Annotated in this window: 19 protein-coding genes; 9 read left to right on the top strand and 10 right to left on the bottom strand. The window is 40.1% G+C overall.

Annotated elements, in window-relative coordinates; genetic code table 11:
- Positions 1-511: 511 nt before the first annotated feature.
- Positions 512-1600: an undecaprenyl-phosphate alpha-N-acetylglucosaminyl 1-phosphate transferase gene (locus tag A0256_00785; protein AMR30051.1), complete on the bottom strand. Its 1089-nt coding sequence runs from the start codon at positions 1598-1600 to the stop codon at positions 512-514.
- 72 nt (positions 1601-1672) lie between these two features.
- Here A0256_00785 and A0256_00780 point away from each other — a divergent pair, with 72 nt between their 5' ends.
- Positions 1673-1924, top strand: a complete 252-nt coding sequence (locus A0256_00780; protein ID AMR30050.1) for a hypothetical protein — start codon at positions 1673-1675, stop codon at positions 1922-1924.
- A 267-nt stretch (positions 1925-2191) separates the two neighbouring features.
- Positions 2192-2398 carry a hypothetical protein gene (locus A0256_00775; GenBank protein ID AMR30049.1) on the top strand — a complete coding sequence of 69 codons (207 nt, stop codon included), beginning with the start codon at positions 2192-2194 and terminating at the stop codon, positions 2396-2398.
- A 297-nt stretch (positions 2399-2695) separates the two neighbouring features.
- Here the strand turns inward: A0256_00775 and A0256_00770 are convergent, their stop codons facing one another.
- The 4 genes from A0256_00770 to A0256_00755 all read right to left on the bottom strand — a co-directional run bounded on the left by A0256_00770 (position 2696) and on the right by A0256_00755 (position 8761).
- Positions 2696-2887: a hypothetical protein gene (locus A0256_00770; GenBank protein AMR30048.1), complete on the bottom strand. Its 192-nt coding sequence runs from the start codon at positions 2885-2887 to the stop codon at positions 2696-2698.
- A gap of 483 nt (positions 2888-3370) precedes the next feature.
- A complete protein-coding gene (locus A0256_00765; protein AMR30047.1) occupies positions 3371-3556 on the bottom strand; it encodes a hypothetical protein in 186 nt (61 codons plus the stop codon).
- Positions 3557-3656: 100 nt separating this feature from the next.
- A complete protein-coding gene (locus A0256_00760; GenBank protein ID AMR30046.1) occupies positions 3657-7832 on the bottom strand; it encodes a hypothetical protein in 4176 nt (1391 codons plus the stop codon).
- Between the two features lie 701 nt (positions 7833-8533).
- Entirely contained in the window at positions 8534-8761 is a 228-nt protein-coding gene (locus A0256_00755) for a hypothetical protein (protein ID AMR30045.1), read from the bottom strand.
- A gap of 339 nt (positions 8762-9100) precedes the next feature.
- On the opposite strand from A0256_00755, the gene A0256_00750 reads away from it, so the two are divergent.
- Positions 9101-10204, top strand: coding sequence for a hypothetical protein (locus tag A0256_00750; protein ID AMR30044.1), 1104 nt, complete (start codon positions 9101-9103; stop codon positions 10202-10204).
- 432 nt (positions 10205-10636) lie between these two features.
- On the opposite strand, the gene A0256_00745 is transcribed toward A0256_00750, so the two are convergent.
- Both A0256_00745 and A0256_00740 read right to left on the bottom strand, forming a co-directional pair.
- Positions 10637-11299, bottom strand: a complete 663-nt coding sequence (locus tag A0256_00745; GenBank protein AMR30043.1) for a hypothetical protein — start codon at positions 11297-11299, stop codon at positions 10637-10639.
- 1202 nt (positions 11300-12501) lie between these two features.
- Entirely contained in the window at positions 12502-13434 is a 933-nt protein-coding gene (locus tag A0256_00740) for a hypothetical protein (protein ID AMR30042.1), read from the bottom strand.
- 1120 nt (positions 13435-14554) lie between these two features.
- On the opposite strand from A0256_00740, the gene A0256_00735 reads away from it, so the two are divergent.
- Complete coding sequence (locus tag A0256_00735) at positions 14555-14899, top strand: hypothetical protein (GenBank protein AMR30041.1); 345 nt, start codon at positions 14555-14557, stop codon at positions 14897-14899.
- Between the two features lie 19 nt (positions 14900-14918).
- Positions 14919-15443, top strand: coding sequence for a hypothetical protein (locus tag A0256_00730; GenBank protein ID AMR30040.1), 525 nt, complete (start codon positions 14919-14921; stop codon positions 15441-15443).
- Positions 15444-15850: 407 nt separating this feature from the next.
- Here the strand turns inward: A0256_00730 and A0256_00725 are convergent, their stop codons facing one another.
- Positions 15851-16258 carry a hypothetical protein gene (locus A0256_00725; protein AMR30039.1) on the bottom strand — a complete coding sequence of 136 codons (408 nt, stop codon included), beginning with the start codon at positions 16256-16258 and terminating at the stop codon, positions 15851-15853.
- A gap of 690 nt (positions 16259-16948) precedes the next feature.
- Between A0256_00725 and A0256_00720 the strand changes: the two genes are divergently transcribed.
- Complete coding sequence (locus tag A0256_00720) at positions 16949-17212, top strand: hypothetical protein (protein AMR30038.1); 264 nt, start codon at positions 16949-16951, stop codon at positions 17210-17212.
- 252 nt (positions 17213-17464) lie between these two features.
- Here the strand turns inward: A0256_00720 and A0256_00715 are convergent, their stop codons facing one another.
- Together A0256_00715 and A0256_00710 are read right to left on the bottom strand one after the other, a co-directional pair.
- A complete protein-coding gene (locus A0256_00715) occupies positions 17465-17776 on the bottom strand; it encodes a hypothetical protein (GenBank protein ID AMR30037.1) in 312 nt (103 codons plus the stop codon).
- 137 nt (positions 17777-17913) lie between these two features.
- A complete protein-coding gene (locus tag A0256_00710; GenBank protein AMR30036.1) occupies positions 17914-18162 on the bottom strand; it encodes a hypothetical protein in 249 nt (82 codons plus the stop codon).
- Between the two features lie 170 nt (positions 18163-18332).
- Between A0256_00710 and fumC the strand changes: the two genes are divergently transcribed.
- From fumC to A0256_00695, 3 genes are read left to right on the top strand one after another with little or no spacing between them, the layout of a single operon-like run.
- Entirely contained in the window at positions 18333-19727 is a 1395-nt protein-coding gene (gene fumC / locus A0256_00705; GenBank protein AMR34386.1) for a class II fumarate hydratase, read from the top strand.
- Positions 19728-19760: 33 nt separating this feature from the next.
- On the top strand, positions 19761-20912 hold the full coding sequence (locus A0256_00700; GenBank protein AMR30035.1) for a porin: 1152 nt from the start codon (positions 19761-19763) through the stop codon (positions 20910-20912).
- A gap of 9 nt (positions 20913-20921) precedes the next feature.
- The gene (locus A0256_00695) at positions 20922-22352 is read left to right on the top strand and encodes an anion permease (protein AMR30034.1); all 1431 of its coding nucleotides are present in this window, start codon (positions 20922-20924) and stop codon (positions 22350-22352) included.
- The last annotated feature ends 37 nt before the right edge of the window (positions 22353-22389 follow it).

Here is a 22389-nt window from a genome sequence, read left to right as displayed (position 1 = left end):
TGTGTAAACTGATTCCTGTTTTACTACTTAAAAACAACAAATAAAATCAGTACGAGTCAGTTGAACGGAAATTCCGAGGCAATTGACCACCTCAAGCCGAAAATGATAATTCGATTGCGCAACACTTGACCAGGCTAATTTATTGACTGAAAGGAATGACTTGGAACAACCACCACACTTTGACCAGGCTAATTTATTGACTGAAAGAAATGACTTGGAAGAACCGACCACACTTTGACTAGGCTAATTTAATGACTGAAGAAATGACTTGGAAAAACCGACCACACAAATCGGTGCTCTAAAACCTACGTAATTGGATAATCAAGCCTCCGGAATCTCCAACTAACTTCTAGATTCAGGATTGCAGAAAATGATGGATGTTCGGAAGAGTCACTTGCAGTGCCAACTACGTTGCGTTAGTTGGATAATTAAAGACGGTATGTTTAGGGCATGTAATGCTGTAGGAGTGCTTAATTTGGACGAAAAGCTTGGTCGCCATGCAATAGTAATGTCAAACAAAAAGATTCCGGAGATCATAGGTTTCCCGGCTTCTGCACCTGACAAGGTAAGTGATCAGCAAATTGAATAAGAGTGAATTAGCCAAAATCATCGTGATCAACGTAAGATTACTCACTTTACTGAAAAGAATGACCATAACAATACATAGAATATTAATAGCCGCCAATAGAACGGTTGTTTGCAGATGGCTGAGACCCAAACGAAGTACTTGGTGATGGATGTGGTTCCTGTCGGCAGTGAAAGGAGAAACACCTCTAATTATACGAAGTGTAAAGACCCGAAGGGTATCAAAGATCGGTCCGATTAAAATAGCCAGCGTCAGCGCCGGTGCGGAAAAGTTAAAAGGTCCACCGGTGGGCGAAGATTTACTGATCTCTAAGAATTTCATGGCCATGAACGCTGAAATCAGACCAAGCAGCAAGGAACCGGTATCACCCATAAATATCTTAGCAGGCGTTAGATTAAAACGCAAAAATCCGACAACGGCTCCGGTAATGATTAAAGCTATCGCGGCCAGCTCCAACTGGCCGGTATAAATAAACAATATGGTGAAACTACCGTTCACGACCACACACGTGACGGCAGCAAGACCGTCAACACCGTCGATAAGGTTAAAGGAATTGACGATCAATACAACAAATAAATGGGAAAGTATAACACTAATGATATAGCTGATCTCGTAGATACCAAATATGCCGTATAGACTGGTTAACCGGATATTGCCAGGAATAACGAGGATGGCAGCGACAAAAAACTGGATCAGGAATTTCGTGCTCGAATTAACCCCAGAAAGGTCATCTTTCAGGCCCATGGCGAAAAGGATAGTACCGGCGGTCAAGAGGTGAGTGATCGGAAGGCTCTTGTCCACCATACTTAAAAGTAGTAACGTAATATTAAAGCTGGCAAATATGGCTATTCCTCCCAGGCGGGGAATACCGTGGTCGTGCTGTTTACGGAAGTGACCGACATCATCATACAAATGGCGGGCGCGGGCCACATGCAGAATTGACGGAATACATAACCAAGTGAGTAGCGCCGAAAACATGAATATTACAATATAATACCAGTAAAAATAGCTCATATGAAGGAACTTTAATTGAACCTCATTATGAGGTGAATTTGACTTATACTAACTTAACTGTAAGAAATCTTAGTGGCTGATAATATGATTGCGAAGATACTGCCGCGTCATTTTACGCAATTGCGCCCCAGTATGTTTCAAAATCCTTGGTTTTTCAAAATAAACCCCGGATGGGCCTACAGCAGCAGCCAAAAGGAGAAACGGCAGTTTAATATCTATGTGCGCGTACTGCGTTATGCCTTCGGAATTAGAGATAGCACCGCAATGGCGGTACCGGCACAAACCATAGCGAGGCCGGATATGGAGTTGGACGTGCAGAGATAAAACAAAAAAGCCGCTTATTGCACTGCCCCCAAAACTTTAGACACTGATTGGGGGCATTTTATGCTTAAAAGTAAAAAAGTATGATTATGATTTTCGGCTTCAATGTGTAGAAGCTGTATTAAAAGGGAATGGATCTGTAAAGGCAGTAGCGAAGCAAAACTTCATTAACACTCGAATCTGCGGCGATGGCTGGGCTTTTATGAGGCTTACGGCAAGCAAGGGCTGAAGCCAAGAGCGAAGCAGCGTTACGCTGTAAATTTTTAGCTTATGGTTTTGAAGGCTTTAGATAAGGAACTATTATATTTACGTGCAGCCTGTGTCCGGTTTAATATACCGAGCGAATCAGCGAACTTAAGTTGGCGCAATGCTTATGAATCAATGGGTGAACCCGGCCTGGCCGCGAAACCAACAGGCGGCCGTGCAAAGATGAAACTACCAATCAAACGCAATCAAAGAAGCCAGCCAAACCCTTGACCCTGGAAGAGGAGCTGCTAAACGAAAACGAGTACCTGAGAGCAGAAAATGAACTGCTAAAAAGCTTCAAGTCTTAACTTAAACCAAGAAAAAAATATAGCAATAATGGAGCTAAGGAATAGATATGATTTGGCAGTACTGCTCAATTGTATGTGTATGGCAAGAAGCAGTTAAAACTTAATCTAAAAGGAATGAGCCCGATACAATATAGGGCTCATCATTACAAAGGTTAATTGTAAATTCTTTTAAACTTTTGGCTTCGCTGCAATAAGCTGCTTCCTTGTTTTAATAATTTTGCTAATCGTTTTTATTAAGTACGAATGTCAAAGCATACCTATAACTGCTCGAATCTGCCGTAACGGGCAGTATTTGCGATACCGAGTATCCTTCATTAAGATATTGATTAAGTAAAGGAAACTCCATCTCTGTAAAATACTTTTCCTTGTTTATGTTATTTATGGTAGTGTGCACAGTCACTACTTTTTGCATGTCGTTTAAGTTAATTTTGAATTGCTAACTTAAGTATTTTATTTGAGAGACTTTCAATCTGTAATCCCTGTATCTAACCGCTTTTATGATTACGAACTCTGGTGCGGGAACAAAAAAGTATAGTATTCCCTTTGCCTTTCGGCTGATGCTTCATCATCCTAAACCCCTTTAATGCCGTGTTCTATTGCGTCCAACTGGATTAAAATAATATTTCGCTTTTAAACGTACTTTGACTTTTAAATTCTTGCTCAACAAACGTTCGCCTTACGTTTTCCAAATAGTAAACAAACGCGATCTCAAGGACGTTGATTTCGTCTAACTGAAAAACCCATGTAAAACATTATTATCTGCCAAGCCTTCTAATATTACTTCTGTTGAATTTTGATGAATCTTAGTTTCTCCAAAGCGCCCATCGAAATAATCAGTTACAGCATTTTTTAAACTGGTTATCGTATAATTATGCATCTGGTTTCAACTACGTTCTTAAGCTGTTACGGACATATTTAACTTAAGGTCGTTGTTTACTTCGATAAAGAAGGGTGCGTTGCTCCAGTTGAAGGTAATGAGATCACCAAAGCTGTGCTTCTGGATTACTATACCCACTTTAGGTCTCATTTCTGTATTCCCTTCTGCATCCAAATGCCCGTACCTGATAAACAGCGCATCCACCGCGTCGTTGCAAAGCGTTGCTGAACTAAATGCTAAATTTCGAGACGAGATATTAATTGCCGCCAAAAGGGCTATAGATGGTCCATTTTGCTAACACACGTCATTGACAGATCACTTTCACCTCTTTTACATGTGATTGTGCTACAGCTCTTATTATAAAAAACTGTAGAGGACCTGTTTTTGGTACCGCTATCTTACTCATATAACTGCCTTCTGCGTCGGTTTGAATTTTCATCGACCTTATTTGATTACCAACCATATCAAAAACCCCGAGATTTACATCTTCATTAATTTTAAAATGCTCTAACTTGATATTGATCTGCTCGCCTGGATTGGGATTAGGGTATACAATAAGCGCTGGCTCCAGTGAGCGTCTTGTTGGATTAGTATTTATTAATCCAATTAATTCTCCAGAAGCATTTCCTTTATCGTCAGCATAAAAATTCAAAGGAGCCTCTTTAATAGTATCTTGTACCGTAGTAACCCTTAGTTTTAAGGGGCTTTTAAAATTATAGTTTGCAGGTGCTACAAGCGTGAAAGATAATGATGAATTTTTCTTTATGATTAGTGGGTTGTTGACTTCAGGCTGCGGCACACCTTTAATATTAATAATGGTGGCGTCAGCCCCTATCACCTTTAAGCTTTTAATCTTTATCTCAGCATCGCCCTGATTTACAATAGTCCCCTCATTGTTTTTGTAACTTAGTAAACCTTCTGTATTGTTGTCTTTACTGACAGAAAGATTCATTAATGCAGCAACCCGTGCATTGGTATTTGAATCATATGCTTTCAGGAGTGTTATCTGCGAGGTAAAGCTAGGTAGCGCATTCCAATTATACTCCACAACATACAGATTTCCATTTACCTCATCCTCAACTAAATTTAATGGATTTACAAACCCGGACATCCCTACTAAACCGTCGTTTCCAGACCCGGTGGACACTTGTGTTATATCATATATATGATCATTATCGATTGTTACGGTCGGATCTTTCACCATTGATCCGGGCTTCAGGACAACTAAATCGCCTCCCCCGCTAAAGCGGCATATCAGTAATTTATTTTTTAAAAGACCATTAAAATTGTTGCTTTTGTATTCTATTGCACCGTTTGGTGAATGGTTCAAACCAAAGTTATAAGCAGCACCGAAATATCTGGCGTCCGCTCCTATGTTAACAGGATATAATGGATTATCTACATAACCCCGGTTCTCCACAAATTCTCCTCTTAAGGGGTTGGGGTGTCCAAAATAAGCGACCGGCTTTAAAGGATTAACGCGAAACAGCCAGTCATTCTGTACCTGCACACCTGTTGTTGCCTGAATAGTTGGTCCGTTATATGCGCTGCCATCTGGCCGTCGTGCGCCTGCGACAGAAGCTGGCGAGTTGCCACCACCACCCGAGCCATTTGTCGGAATATAAAGCTGGCCATTACTATGCCATACTAAGCTATAAGCATTTCTTACACCGGATGCATAAATTGTTAGCGGACTTGTAGTGCTGTAAGGATTGTAAGTTCCATCGTCCATGAAGCTGGAACTTACCGGCGCAGCGTTAATTATACTTTGGGTTGATGTGGTTTGTACGATGAGCGGCAGTTCATGTCCATTTAGTTTAGACAAATCCAGCCTCAAGATACAGCCAGCCAGCAAGCTTTCTGCCCTCTGCCAGTCGTTATCATAAGCGCCGGCAGAGCTGTTACTTCCCTGCGATATATATAAGGCCCCGTCCGGGCCGAAAGCAAGCCCATTAGCCATATGATCGCGGGTTGACCGAGGGAGTTTAGCAACTACTAAAGTTTCTGTTTCCAGATCAGCGCCAGTAAGTTTTGATATATTGCCATCAAACATTGGCGAATTAACCAGTCCCGACGAAGAATGCGTAACATAGCAGCTAAGATTGGTAGCAGTGGATTCTGGTGTAAAAGCCAAGCCGATAGCTGATCGCTCCCCATATTTTGTTACTAATGTATTAATTGGTTGTAAGTTGCTTATCAAACCTGTAACGTGGTCCACATTGAATCGTTCAATCACCCCATCTAATCTTAAAGCATACAATTTACCATCAGGGCCAAATTTTAACGTAGTATATTTTTTATTTTGGGTGTTCGGCATAGCCGATTTAGAAAAATGCACATCTAAATTGTTTAATGGATTTGCTACTTCATCGCCCGTTGTAAACATCATGGAGAAAGGGCTAAAAGAGCTGCCGCTATAAGATTTAACTGCACTTGTAATCAAAAATTTATAGGTAGTATTAGGTACTAATGCGGCTGACGGCGAGAAACTGATGGCGTCTCCACCGCCTGTTCCCTGAACCACCCCAGGAATTAGTTTTGACACACCATCACGTACCGAATACAACTGTACACTAATGCCGGTGATAGTGCTATTGTCTACACCGCCTTTAAACCCCGCAACCACTGGTACGTGAAGGTTGTTCGCTGCGATGCTTACCGTACCGGGATCTACCATGATGGCGTTATTGGCAGGGGAAGAGGAAATCACATAAGGATGATTACCATTTACAACTCTTAGCTGGACACTGGCAGTCGTGCTAGTGTAGCCCATAGCACTTATTTTAATGGTAGCGGTGTAGGTGCCTGCAGGTAATTTTGCTCCTGCAGAATAATCAAAGCTCGATGCTGGCATTTCACCTGTCTTATTGGGTACAAAAGCCAACCATCCGGTAGCACCCGCTGCGTAGCTGACTGTGGTCGTATAATTAATCGATGTGTTTGCCGAATTGCCTAAGAATAAGTTAAAAGTTTTGGCAGCGGTTGATCCGCTGTCGATTATCAAATTAAGAGTCGTTGCGGACATACCAATGTAGGGCGCTATACTAACAGGAACTATTTGGGTAAAGTCTATTTTCGTATTGGTTCCGCCATTGGCATCTATAGTTAGATGTTCGTCTGTTACCGATACCCGCCGGGTTATTTGTTTAAACCGTGTTATGCTTCCAGCGATGCCTGATGGCACAAAACCAGATATAGCGCTCATGCCCTCTATATTAATAGCGTCGATTTCAGTTGCGGTGTCTGGTTTACCATCACCGACACCAACCGTGACGTCATAAATACCGTTAGGAACTCTTATTTCCCAGTATGATTGAACTTTTGTACCCGAAAACGTACCGGTAAGATTATTGGCTTGCATGTATATTAAGGTTGCATTCAATAAATCTTCGGGGGTATTACGGTTAAAACCATTTAAAGATATATCGACAGTAGCTGAATTTGATGACCTGCGCCAGCCATAACTTAAGCCTGAGGATTGATATAAGCCAGTCCTCGCAGCGTAAGGTTGGCCAATATCACGATTATAACCAGTAGGCGGCACGGTATTTCTATCCTGAAAATTCATATTGATAGGTTTGGTGCTAACGCCATCTACAATGAGGATCCGAATCACGAGCGTTGCTGGCTGATAATTACTTGCAGTTGCAGTGACTATTGCGCGGTAAGTGCCTGGAGACATCATCGTATTGATATCACTACCACCAAACATTACTGTACCGATGCGGGCGGGATTTATTTTAAGCCAGGGCGCTGTTGTACTAAATTTTACGTTTGCCGCGGCTGCACCGGCGGAAAGATTTACGGCTAAGGAGTCGGCTCTTCCACCCTCGTAAACCGTATAAGTTAAACTATCTTTAGAAAACGTTAAGGCGGCAGGTACAACTTGCAGAGGGTTATATACCTTAAAATCATCAAAATAATACGTTGACGCGGTCGTTGCATTTCGGTGGGTTGCGTAAATCGTAGCATAGCAGGGATTATCTGTCAAGCCCATTCCGGCAATACTTATTGTAGTTGTTAAATAGCCAACAGCAACATTCTTGTAAGATACACCGCCGTCCATAGAGTAAAATCCCTCTGCAGTTTGGTTCAATGAATCAATTGTAAGCCTAAGCCGAACGGTTGAGGTACTTAAATTTGAAATAGTTGGAGAAATTCTTTGGTCCGGAGTATTTGTGCCAGTCTGGGAAACTGATACATCGTTTATTTCTCGGTGTAATTCAATTTTACCAGCTCTGACAATTAGCTTTAACGAATATTTATCATTTAAACCAAACCATACACCTGCTTGCTGGGATTGTGTGCCATTAATAGGATTTTTTAACGAAACTTCCACAACGACTTTATTGCGCTGAGCAACTTTTATCCCTAAAAGATTGATTTGATTATTGTTGGTTGCGTAATCAATACCTTTATTGGTTGTTAATTTTAGCAGGCCACCCGAAATATTAAACTTAGTAGGTTCGTAACTCGGCATCGAAGGAATGGATGGTATACCGTCTGCAGATAAGCGTATGCCAGAATAAGGCACAGCAGATGTGAATCCACTTGCGACTCCATTTTTATCGATAAGTGTTCCTGCAACAGCATTAGAAAACGACAGATTGTAAGGGAGAGTAGTCAGTAGATCCGAACTCATAGGATGATGATCACTAACCACCGTTCTACTACCGTTAATCTGACCGGAGGTGTGAGGCTTTCCAAATGTACTTATAGAAATGCTCGTACTAATCAAATATAACACAGTCAATAGGAAGGTAATTTTTCTCATGATTTATTTAATTCTATTCCTATTTTGTAACTTAACTTCGGACAAGGCTGATGATCAATCAAATTAACTTAAAAGATATTCGATCAACGGTTTAACTAAAAGTATGGATTATTGTATAAGAGCAGAAGTGATTAGTTGCTGTTGTGATAAAATTGAGTAAAAAATGTGTAATACTTTTAAACAATAATGGCAGGATACCTGAGCAGGACTTACTTAAAACCAATATACAGAGAGTTGTAAAGGAAAAGTCAAAGCAACTGCAATGGCAGGGTTGAACACTCAGAACGCCTGGCACATTAGTTATATTTAAAGCTAAAGTCATTAATTTAAACACTATTGATAGCTTGTTCAGCACATCTTTTTTAGAATTATTTGAGCCACCCGTGGATTACTATTTTGTTTTGCTCCTAAAATTTTACTTGCAAATTCTTTTTTCTGTTAATATATCTCAAAATATCTGCGAATTGCCGTTCTAATCTTAAACCAATTTGTTGTTTTAATATTGATAAAAACATTATAAATGGGCGGTGGCTTATCGGGTTATATTTGCTAGTCAATTCTAAAGATTTAACCATTATGAAAAGAATATAAACAATCACATCCGGTGCATTGCTTTCGTATGTTCCTACATGCAAGCGGGGAGGTGCATTAAAAGGTGTTTTAGAAACAACTCATGGAAATAGTTTAGCTCACAGATTACTCTGTTGCTGGTAGCGGGTAAAGCGGTCAGTTAAGGTTTTACTAACGGCGGAAGATCTTAAGTAAGCTTAAATCTCGTTACGGGCAATTTCGTAGTTTCTTTACTATGCTGTTTATTTCACTATTTAATTGAAAATTAAAATAAGCCGCACTCAACAATGATTGTAGGTTCCAACAAGATAACGCAATGCTTTGGTCAGTAATTTTGAAAGTTAGAAGTCAGCTATATTGATCCTATTATGAGCATTTTACAATTCTTACACGCTTTTTGCAACATGTTTTTTAATAAATTTAATAGACGTCTTTTTACGATAACTTTGAATGAACTACTCCATTTCACAATGTCAAATTCACGTAACAAAACTGTTGATTTTTTAAGATTTTTAGGACTATCTCTTATTATTCTTGCTCACTTATCCCCACCTGCATGGTTATTTCAACTACGAAATTTCGATGTTCCTCTTATGGTATTGGTTTCCGGCCTAACCTATTCAATTTATCCCTCAATTTATAGTTATAAGGAATATGTTAATAAGCGCATTAAGAGGCTTGTTTATCCTGCATGGACATTTTTAACAATATATTTTACAGCCAACTTGTTGATGGCTCATCCCTTTGATCACTTAACTTTTGGAAAGGTTTTTCATAGCTATACTTTTATGGCCGGCATTGGCTATGTTTGGATTTTCAGAGTGTTCTTAATCACCGCCTTATGTGCTCCGTTCATTGAGCGCTTTAATGCTATAATTCCTAGTAACAACCATTTTTTAATAATCTTAGTCAGCAGTTTTTTTGCCTATGAAATGCTTTTTATGTACAATTGGAAAGGTTTACTTGGTAATAGTGTATATACTTACTTCGAGGCGGTCATTCTATTTGGTGTCTTTTATATTTTAGTGTTTAGTTTGGGAACCAGATTATCATCTTTTAGTAGGCGGCAGATATCATTCTTATTATCTATATGTGTAACTTCGGTCTTGGGATTTGCCGTATATTTCCTTATCAATATAAATACTATTCCTCCAACCCAGCAGTTTAAATTTCCACCTCGGGCATACTATTTAAGTTACAGTTTGGTGCTTTGTCTTATTTGCTATGTCTCGAGCCCGGCGGTTATCAAGTTCATGTACAAACGATTTTGGCTTAAAAACTTTGTCGTTTTTGTTTCTTCAAATACAGTATGGATTTATTTTTATCACATTATTTTTATAAAAAGCCATATCACTAGTCACTTCTCCAACTTGTTCGTCAGTTATGTTTTTGTTTACGCAGCTTCGGTAATGTGTTGCTTTCTGCAATTATCACTAGTGAACAGAGTTTTACCCAAAATAAGCAGCAATGCTGCGCAAAAAAACATCGTATTAATGCTTATTGGATAATTAAAAGTTTTGGATATTCTTCTTCCTAAAGAAGACCAAAAAATGAAAACGACCGATACATTTACCGGGGTTTAACAATTGATGGGATATGAACAGACGTCGCCACTTATTGGCAATTGGACAATCTGTGCCTGAATGCTTCGGCGGGCTGAGCGACCGGCTTAAAAGAGGATACCAAAGCGCTTAATATTTATTTGAATGTGATGGCTGGTATGGTCTATCAGGCCTAGAAAATGCTAATGGATGAGATATCTTCGTGCGTTTGATCAGATCGAACTATGTATTTGGAAGATTTTAAACGGATGCTATCTCACAAAAAAAGTGCGATTTGCCTTAAGGGACCTACTATATTTTGTTGCTAGCCTATTAATTTATTCCGATTTTTATTATTGCGAGTTTTTAAAGCAGCCAATTTTGTAAATTCTGTCACTTTTAAAGCTGGCCGCTATCCTCTGGCTGGAGATTCCGGAAGGCTTGACCATGCAATTCCGCAGGCTCTAGAGCACCGATTTGGTAGTCGGTTAACCCCAGCCCTTTTATCTTACAGATGCCTGCTACTTTTTCTTTTACCGTAGTGTCACGCTGAGGATGTTGTTCAATAGCATCTTCCAATACTGTTATCTGTTTCTCAATAGAGGCAATAAGGTTTTTCTGTTGCTTGATAACTAGCTTAATCTGATACATGCCCAGTTCTGATGCATGTAGTTGATTACCAATACTTGTCTTTAGCTCCTGGAGGCTTTGGTGCTGACGGGTCAGCTCTCTAAGCTCATAAAAGAACGTGTCCAACGGATGCCATAACGATAACGACTGCTCAGATCCCATACGGGCAAGACCTTGCGCATCTATCTTGTCATTCTTTGATTTCAGGCCTGTAGACTGCAAGTACCTTTTAGCTTTATTCGGTAGTACAACACTTATCGCATATTGGTGTTTAAACAGGTACAAAGCGAGTTGCTCATAATAAACACCGGTAGCTTCCATTACCATAGCAAGGGGGACAGATCTGTCTTTGTGTTGTTTATTGATCCAGTCGGACAGTCCTGTAAATCCAGTCTTGCTATTAATAAAGTGTTTTGAGGCTTTTATAGTCACTTTCTGTACTGGTCAATAACTGCTATGCAACAATGTAAATCGTTTTTGGATACATCGATCCCTACACAATACTTCAGCATACACTTCTGATTTTAATATGGTACTCCCTTACCGCCTTTTCTCATGGTTTTATACAGCATTATCTGGTCTATGCAGATATACTTAAGTACTATAGTGGCTCTGAAAGAGAAATCAAAAGGCAGGTTATTCCTTTGACACAGCATCATTTCAAATGTGTTTAGTGTTACGTCAACTTGCTGCCATTTGCTCCATTGTTAATATTATATCAAAGATATGAGTGTTAAGGAATTAATTTACTAGATTCCCCGAATGATGTGGTCAATGGCTCCGGAATTTCCATGTTGGGGCTCGAATTATTGCATTTCCGGATGAGGTATTTAGTGGCCTCGGAATTTTTAGCAGAACCCTAAGTTGCTTGTCGGGAGGTTGATTCCAATTGTCCGGCCTTGCTGCTGAAGAGTATCATAAATTAGCGATAGCACCACCTAGCGGCCAAAGTAGCATCTCGGACGGATTATTTGAATCGTCAGATCTTGCGCTCGAAAGGCTAAACTATATTTACACGAGATAGGACAAAGCAGCTTCGGCAGGCGGCTTCGTACGCCTCGCCTATAGCTTCTGGTTAATTGCGTCATCAGCCTTTCCGCCGCTGCAGAAGTGAAATTCTTTTCATAACACACCTACTAAACACATTCAATTGATAAACCCATTTCACAGCATCTGGCAAAGTTATTAACCATCAGATGAAAAGTAAAGATATACAACCGACGCATTTTTTGTTTTAGCGGTGCTTGCTATTTTATTAGATCCGCTACAAAACTTAGCCAACAATCGCAGTTCGTTTGTAGTTTAAATTACAACACAGTTTTTAATAAGGTCAAAGGGAAATGATTAATAATTCTTTAAACTGGCCAAGTACGGTCTACCTTTAATGCAACAAATAAAATTGCAATACCCAATTCCTGCCCATAACATCAGGGATAACTATATAATGCCATATAATCAACACTTCCAGAAAATATTGAGTTTTTGTAAAACTCTTAAATCGACCACAATTTACGTTCTTTGGAAAATGGAATCTTAAAATGAGCATTAAGACAATACCTATAATAAGTTGTTTTTCAACTAATTTTAAATGCCAAATTGCTACGATTTTATCGATGAACTAGTGTCAATCTACTTTACAACTTTAGTTTATTAATAGTGTGATTGACTGAACTTGTAAAATACAGATATTGCTCACTGTTTGAAAGCGCTAAGTTTGAAGCTTTAGTTCCAGTTGCGAGTGTTGAAATAGTTCTTAGACAGCCGCTACAGTTGGTGATCTTTTTTATATCCCCATTGTCAATAACGTAAATGATAGAACCATCGTTGTTTACAGATAAATCGTACAAGCTTTGGAATTTTATGCTAGCTAAAATATGCGATGAGGTTCCGTCAGCATTTAAGGTATAGATATTGCGGTAGGTCGTAACATATTTTTTTCCATTTGGGCACGCATCAACACTTCCCAAAGATTCGTCGGACGCTATCCCAAGATCTTTTTTGCCTTCGTACACGTCATCACCTGCTGTATACCCTAATTGGTAATTATTGGTAAACCAAAAGTATCGTCCGGTTGGATCAGCATCAATTGTTCCAATCGTTTCATGAAAATTGGTTTGATAAAAAGTAAGCGTATTATTGGCTTTGTAAAACCATATACCATCTCCATTGGCAATTCCAATTGTCCCATCTGCTGTAACAGCTAAATTTCCCGGTTGGGTTAAAGTTCTGTTATTACTAGTTTTGGGGAAATTTAGCGTTGTTACTATACTGTCTGCTTTAATTTTTCTTATTACGTTATTGCCCCTGTCAGAGACTAATAAAGATCCGTCGGGATTTACCCAAATTCCAATAGGGTAATTAAATCGGGCCTTGCTCCCATTGCCATTAGTGAATCCTGGCATATTGGTGCTGCCAGCAATAACCTTATAAGTTTTATATGCTGCAGCCACCAAGATAACTTTATCATCTTTGTTTACGGCCAAATTTGCTGGCTTCACATCATCATTAGTTTTACATGAGGCAATGGTTAAAAGAAATAAGCCGAATAACAGTAGGGATTTTTTCATAATAAAGTTTTTAAAAAGTTAGAAATAAAGAGTACTAATTAATTACCGATTCCGGGGGAGGGAACGCGGTCGTTTAGGTTAGTCTAAAGTTACAATCAAATTCTATAAGGTTTATTTTAAATCAGAATTTGTATAACAACTTGTAAATGAGCAATAAATATTCTCAATATTGTACCGGACAATTATATTGGAATGACCCAATCATACAATTTTTACTCAACATTCATAAAGCAATGAAGTCTGATTCCTATATTTATAAATAAACATAAATATTTAGTGGTTCTACAAAGCAAAGCTTCAATGACAAGCAATATTCGGTATGGTATTAGCCAATCCTGTGTATAATGATCTTAGCAGTGCGTCCGTCCTGAAATGACTTATGTCTTACGACATCTTCGATATATGCTAGCATCCGATTAAGGTCCTCTTACAGCAGTAAGTATTTCACTTTTTTTGAAAATAGATCGGTAACATCCTTGCATTTTTCCATTTATCGCTATAATCATTCTTTGTTTGCTCTACAGACGAGTAGCCCAACGACACCCACGATGGCAAAAAACTAACAAAGGTTTTTTTTAATTGTGCTACGTACTCACTTAAATCAATGATATCTGCTTAAATCCAGTTTAACGTGCCAATTCTAAAGTCGATGGGACTATCCCAGGTTAGTTATTAGATTGAAATGGGAAGTATTCTTATATTAAAAGAATAAAGTTTTTTGCATCGGAATGGACGACGACCGACACTATGTTTTTTCATAAAACATTTGACTGCGCCATTAGAATATAATTATTCAACACTTTTATCAAGTTAAGTTCCAAAAAGGTTGCGAATTTAGGTCATGTTAAAAATTTAAATAATTAGAACCCAGAATGCCGTTTATTAGGTTAACTTCACATTAAAATTATTGTGTTTTAATAAAAGCACCTGCTGTTGTAAATTAATTTGTTACAAGCTAAAAGTTGAAGGCGCAGTTGCATTAACGCTTAAACCCATAAGGCAAACCAGGCCATCAGGGATCAATCACTTCTGTATTTATTCTATAATACTTTTGAGAGCATTGCTAAGCACGCTGCTTTTGAATGAGTTTTCCAACGGTTTATACTTATAATAATAGATTATGCCGAATAGGAATTTAGTTATTGAAGACGCCCCGGATATTTTAGGGATACTCAGCATAATGATTAAGGACGACGGTTATGAAGTGTTTTTATCGGATTACGGCAGCGAAATGTCAGCTGTGAATGAAATTAAGCAACACCCGATATTACTTGATATCCTACTGAAAAATCCCGGTCGAAATGGAATAAGAATTTGCTCAACGCTAAAGTCTAAGCCAAACATCAAAAAGCTTCCCGTAACTTTACTGTCTGCGGAGGCTAACCTACCGTTTTTAAGGAAAGAATTCTGTGCTGACGCTTATAACCATAAACCATTTGACAAGCTTATCTGTCAACTAAAGTAATCGACTTAAACATCAAAAAATGAAAGATCCAGCAGACAAATCACCCTTTACACCAATAAATTTGGGCCCTGAAAAATTAAGATCTTTTTTTATCACCTATTTGAATAAAATTTATTGTGCCAAAACTCATTTGCACGAACGCTTGTCGGAGATACAGGAACAATCGCACTTTTCTGACCTGAAGAATGCCATAGGTAAAACATTAGAAGATGTAGGCAAGCAGATCACGAGAATGGAGGAGATATATATTTTACTAGATGAAGAACCATCTACTGGCAATTGCAGCGGATTGATTGGTATGGTGGAAGATGCTTATGAAGCGATCCATGAGGAAAGCGCCGACCCGGAATTACGCGATCTCTCTATCTTATTTTATATGCAGAATATTGAAACTGTTGAAATGGCATCCTTTCAGATCCTGCAAATCGCCGCTGTAAAGTTTAAAAACAAGCAAATTAATCAGCTATTATTCGAAAATTTCAATGAAGCCAAAGCTGACCGTACATTGTTGTTATTGATCACTACTAAATACATCACTAGTTAAATATTCATCAATTAATTATAAGCTTATGGTTAACGTTCTAGCAAAGTAGGACCAGTGGCTATTGGCAAGGCGAGCTGTTGGCAACACCACAACAATTGCAAACATTGAAGCCACTATTGTAAACATGGATTTTACTGTAAGCCACATCTTATCAAAGCGGTTGGCGATTGAGAGAAAAGTATAAGTGGAGATTCTGGAAGGCTTGACCATGCAATTCCGTAGGCTCTAGAGCACCGATTTGTGTAGTCGGTTATTACAAATCGTTTCTTTAAGTCAATTAATTAGCCTGATCAAAGTGTTGCGGAATCGATTTATTGCGTTTTCGGAATGAGGTGGTCAATGGCTCCGGAATGTCCACCGATTACTCCTAAACTGATTAAAAAATCTTTCATGCGGCTTAGCACGATTTATATAATTTTATTCCTGATCGCCAATTCGTTAATTTCATCATTGAGAATCTCTTGAAGACGAGTTTCATTAAGAAGCAATTCATTGTATTTTTCCAATAGAATGATATATTTATCCTTCCACTTATCTGAATCATTGTCTACGATACTGAACGTGACAACACCAGCTTTCCTACTCAAAATCTTAAAATCAAAATCATTTGGTGTAAAACGTTCTGAAAACTCTGAAGAAAAATCGTGTCTTATAGTCAAGCCTATGGTTTTAATAATATTATCTTTAAGACTCTTGGACTGAAACCAATTATAAATAGTTCGTCTGTTGACATTTATTTCTTTGGCAAGGTCCGTTAAATTGTAACCTTCCTTTCTTACAACAAACTCTATAATTTGTCCGTCATGACTATTCATATGATAAAAGATTTTAGGTTTAGGATATTTTTTAATTATTGAGTCGCTTAGGCATAATGTTCTATAAAGACTGAATCAGTTAATTAACCGATTTTAAAGTTAAATAAATATTCTAAAACAAGAATTAATTTCCAGATAAAAATTTAGAATTCAGGTAGTTAATAATATTTATAATTAATTTCTGTTAAGCATTAGGTCATGGTGATAATTGAATTGCAGTTGTCTTGCGCAATCAATCTTTTTGATTCTGTTCTTTGTCGTACATTTATTTCGCAATGTTCATTTGCTCATATCGACTGGAATGAAAATGTGCAACTTATTACCGCCGAAACACACATGAAACAATTAATGCTGGCAAGCAAAGGCAGCCGATAAAATATCATACAACAATTTAGCTCCAAAGTAGATTATAAAAAAAGTGTACGCCTATCTTGAGTTACCCCAACTTTATATCTCCCCAATTACTTTAATTCTGCTGTTCAGCATTGAGTCTATTATTGAATTAACAAGAGGGTAAAGTCACTGTTATCCAATTGATCAAACAGTTCTCTAGCCAAGCGAGGTTTTGCTTTTGGGTATCATCATTATCCTATTAGGAAACAGTTGTAAACAACATCCCTGAAGTTAATCATTCAGAATGGCGACTCCATTAAGGTTATTTATGCTGAATATGCTCCGGGCCGGTTAATAGTGAACGAAACGGATACTGAAAGTGTGCTTAATGCATCTAAAGTGGCATTGGCGTTTAACCACTACGCTTATCCAAAAGGAAAGCAGACCAAGGACAATTTAGAAGTGGCCTTCTCACCGGAACTCGTCAACAAGTGCTATCTAGTCATAAACTTCTATGCTTTCAGTGATAAACAGTACAAGCGCTGGTACAAAATGGATGATCAGGAGTTTGCTGTCGATTTAACTTATCCCAACAGTGGTATCCTAATAAGAAGGAAGTAGTAATGAGATTGGCTTTCTATCCTACACAACCTATCAATGTCGTTCAGGGTAGCCTCTATTAGAGGTTTGCCTTTTGCATCACTTTGATTAGCTTTACTTAATTAATTACCCTATGAAGTTTCTATACTTTAGCTTAATTACAGCAATCTTGACTTTGGTAAATTTGTCATGCAGTCACAACCAGACCTATGAAGACCTCTATTATACCAGCCATGGTGACTGAGACGATGTAAGGTTGCCTTTAGTTAAGCCTTATGAAGCTATCGTTCTCAATGGTATTCTTGACTGGATTGTACCGACAACCCTTAACGTAGACTGGTTTTTCTCTGCGCCAAATATAAGAAAGTTGAATGTTATACATCGTGTCATCTTCCTACACTGTACAAAAACTTTATCAAGCGGACAAGATGCGAAAGAGGTTGGTTTGTACTTATACCGGACAAACACATTGAGAAGGGTTTTGCTACTCACCTTGCTTATCAAGATTTTATAAACTTGATTGGCTTTGAGCATGATCCCAAACTGCATCTTATCAATAAGGTTGCCATCTACTTTGGAAAGCATAATACTATTGATTGGCAGCATATCGATAAGTAAGAGTGGAGATTCTGGAGGGCTTAACCATGCAATTCCGTAGGCTTTAGAGCACCGATATGTGTAGTAGAATTTTCCAAGTCATTTCAGTCAATAAATAAGCGTGGTCAAAGTATTAAGGAATTAATTAATTGTATTCTCGGAATAACGTGGTCAATGACCTCCAAATTTCCAGCTTGTAAAAACTTAAACGGCTTCTGCCTTTGGATAATTGCAGTGAAAGAACTGCCTGTATTCACTTCGCTAGTAATTTCCAGTGTGCCTTTGCTGCGTTTTAACATATTAAAGGCAATCGACAGTCCTAATCTTAAGCCCATCTCTCCCTTGGTTCCGGGATTGGAAATCATATGATACATGCAGCACCACGATAAATCAGTTAAAATTCAATTAATAGCATATTATGATGAGGGTCATTTATTGTAGTGTCCCCTGTCATCTCTGGCGGAAAGCATTAGTCCACCTTTACGACATACCAATTAAACACCAGCAGTGTATGTCAGCAATAACAATAATTCCGGTCGCAACAATGGATTTCAGGACCGAACATGATAGCATGGGCGATGTCCAGGTTCCTAAAAACAGTTACTGGGGTGCTCAAACAGAACGCTCCCGCAACAATTTCAGGATCGGGCCGAATGCTTCGATGCCGGCAGAGATCATCAGTGCCTTTGCGCAACTGAAAAAGGCGGCTGCTTATGCGAATACCGACCTAGGTGTATTAACCGTTGAAAAACGCGATGAGATCGCCGGTGTTTGCGATGAGATCCTGGCAGGCCAACTACCCGATGAATTTCCATTAGTAATCTGGCAAACCGGTTCAGGCACACAATCTAACATGAATGTGAATGAAGTAATCGCCAACCGTGCCCACGTATTGGCAGGACATGCATTAGGAGAAGGTAAAACAGAGATCCATCCAAACGATGATGTAAACAAATCACAATCATCGAATGATACCTTCCCTACTGCTATGCATATCGCAGCCTATAAGATGTTGATCAATGTAACGATTCCCGGCATAGAAAAATTAAGGGCAACTTTAAAAACGAAATCCATTGCTTTTAAAGATGTTGTAAAGATCGGCCGCACGCATCTGATGGACGCTACTCCACTTACCCTCGGACAGGAAATGTCCGGTTATGTTTCCCAACTGGACCATGGCCTGAGGGCCTTAAAAAACACTTTAGACCACCTTTCCGAACTGGCACTAGGCGGATCGGCGGTAGGAACAGGTATGAATACGCCCAAAGGATACGATGTGAAGGTTGCAGCATACATCGCACAATTCACCGGCCTGCCATTGCGCACGGCTGATAATAAGTATGAAGCGCTGTCTGCCCACGATGCTATTGTGGAAAGCCATGGCGCATTGAAACAGATCGCCGTATCGTTGATGATGATCGCCAATAATATCCGCATGCTGGCCTCCGGCCCGCGCTGCAGTATCGGCGAACTGCATTTACCTGAAAATGAACCCGGGTCGTCCATTATGCCTGGTAAGATCAATCCCACACAAAATGAAGCGGTAACGATGGTTGCTGCCCAAGTTATGGGAAACGATGTCACTATTTCTATAGCGGGCTCCAACGGGCAATTCCAGCTCAATGTATTTAAACCTGTCATGGCGGCAAATTTCCTGCAGTCGGCCCGCTTGATTGGCGAAGCCTGCACATCATTTGAAGAACATTGCGCCCGTGGCATTGAACCTAATTACGATGGCATCAAAAAGCACTTGGAAGCCTCCTTAATGCTGGTGACCGCGCTTAACCCGCATATCGGTTATGAAAACTCCGCTAAGATCGCTCAAAAAGCGATGAACGAGAATCTTTCGCTGCGAGAATCGGCTATCGGTTTGAAATTGGTCACTAATGAGCAATTTGACCTTTGGGTAAACCCGGCAAATATGGTAGGTAGCCTTTAGTCGCCCACTTATAATTCAATTTAACAGTCCCCTGTGAAAAAATTACATATACCTCTCAACATAGTGGTGCTATTTGCTTGCTTACAAGCTGCCGCCCAACAACCGGCGGCAACACCACAGGTCAATACTGATACTATCAAAAATTTCTCCACTTATAAAAGGTCGATCACCTTTGCAGGGCTTTTACAAACAAGATTCCTTGGCTCGCTAACTAAAAATGTAGATGTAAACGGTAAGAATTTTGATCCAGCCGCCGCTACCGGAAAAATTACCAATACCTTTATGCTTAAACGTGTTCGTTTTGTAGTAAAGGGCACAGTGAACGATCACTTCTCAGCCAACCTTTTAGTGAACTTTGCGGAGTTTAACAGTGACCCGGCAAATAAAGTTCTGGAGAATGCTTATGTAAAATATACGCTGAGTAAATATTTAAACGTACAGGCGGGACAGTTTCGGCCGTTTTTTGGGATCGAAGATGTAGTGCCTAATGATATTATCCGCACACTTGATTATTCCAACCAGTATTATGCCTTCGGTGCAAGCGGGTGGCAAAGTTTTCAGACAGGTGTTGCTGTCTTTGGCAATATCAACCCGGGTGGCCAGTTCCGATATTATGCGGGCGCTTATAATGGCAACAACCGCAATCAGGCAAGTGATAACGACAATACCAAGAATGTTTACGGCCGGCTGGAAGCTGATGTATTCAAAGGTTTGACATTGGGGATTAATGCCGCGCAGGGCAGTTTTGGTGCCGGGACAGGTAATGCCCTCGGCATTGATGTGAAAGGCGGAGTAACCCTTAATGAACGATGGGAAATATCCTTAGGCGGAGAGTATAAGTCCGGGACAAACTTTGCCCTATACAACATGCTAACGGTAAAACCCACATTAAAGAATGTGCGGATGCAAGGGTTTTATATTTTCCCTATAGTGCGCTACAACACCAATATGCGAAGGGTACGAGGTGTTGAGTTTTCCTCGCGCTATGAATATTTTAATGAGAATTATAAACTTAACCATAATTCCAGGCAGACTATTATCCCCAACGTCTCGCTGATTTTCGCCGACGATTTTTATGCCGCCCTTCAATTAGGTGTATCGATAGATATGTACCAGCACACCATCCCTTTAACTACTGCCAATAACCATAACCTGGCTTACCTGCAATTGCAGGTTCGCTTTTAACATTAAGTCATGAAAGATATTAACTTAAAAACGCTGGCCGTAACGTTAGTACTCGGGCTGGTCATCTGGTTCATTCCGGTACCTGACGGCGTAAAACCCAATGCCTGGCACCTGCTGGCAATTTTCGTCGCCACCATTATCGGTATCATTTTAAAGGCAGCACCAATGGGAACTATGGCTATGCTGGGTATTACTGTTTGCGCAGGCACACAGGTATTGGCTCCGGGTGACCCGGTGGCTTCTATTAAAAATGCCTTAAGCGGCTTTGGTAATTCTACCATCTGGCTGATTGGTTTAGCCTTCTTTATTGCCCGCGGATTTATCAAAACGGGGCTGGGGACCAGGCTGGCCTACAACTTCATTAGGCTGTTCGGTAAAAGTACTTTAGGTTTAGCGTATGGTTTGAACACCGCCGACCTGATCCTTGCCCCGGCCATTCCGAGCAATACCGCCCGTGCCGGCGGCGTCATCTTCCCGATCATGAAATCGGTCGCCGTCAATATGGGCTCAACACCCGAAAAACCGGAAACCCACCGCAAGATCGGCGCGTTCCTGACCCTGAGCAGTTACAACGCAAATATGATTACCTCGGTGATGTTCCTGACGGCTACTGCCAGTAACCCTATGGCGCAGAAATTTGCTAAGGATTTGGGCGTTACCATTACCTGGGGAGGCTGGGCATTGGCCGCAGCCGTTCCCGGATTGGTTTGCTTTTTACTGATCCCGTTGTTTTTATATAAGGTCTATCCGCCAGAACTTAAAAAGACCCCGGAAGCCCCTGCAATTGCAGCAGAAGAGTTGAAAAAGATGGGCTCGGTAAGTATCCAGGAATGGCTGATGGTAGCCACCTTTATCATTCTACTGGTACTTTGGATTTTCGGTAACCTGATGTCTATCGACGCGACAACCGGGGCGCTGATTGGCCTATGTATCCTGCTGCTTTGTGGCGTGCTCACCTGGGATGATGTCAAATCTGAAAAAGGTGCCTGGGATACCATTGTTTGGTTTTCCTCCCTGGTCATGATGGGTTCATATCTGAACTCTTTGGGCCTCATTGGCTGGTTCGGTCACCTGGTGGGTGCGCAGCTGGGCCATTTAAGCTGGCAGATTGCATTCCCGCTGATCATTATTGTTTATTCTTATTGCCACTATATGTTCGCCAGTGCCACAGCGCAATGCGCGGCCATGTTCTCCGTATTTCTTACAGTAGGCATCGCGGTTGGCATCCCCGGCACTATGCTGGCTATATTCCTGGGCGCCTGTGCTACCCTGATGGGTTCATTAACCCATTACGCCCATGGGCCTGCACCTATATTCTTTGGCAGCACCTATGTGGATATGAAAGACTGGTGGAAACAGGGGTTTTTTATGAGTGTGCTGTTCCTGCTTGTGTGGTTTATTATCGGCGGGATGTGGTGGAAGGTAATCGGCTTGTGGTAGTCCTGCAAATAATCAACTCCAAAACTACCAAACAAAC

It is taken from the genome of Mucilaginibacter sp. PAMC 26640, from assembly GCA_001596135.1.
In the GTDB taxonomy this organism is placed as follows: domain Bacteria; phylum Bacteroidota; class Bacteroidia; order Sphingobacteriales; family Sphingobacteriaceae; genus Mucilaginibacter.
The sequence above is the reverse complement of the archived record's forward strand: the minus strand, read 5'-3'. Positions and strand labels throughout refer to the sequence as shown.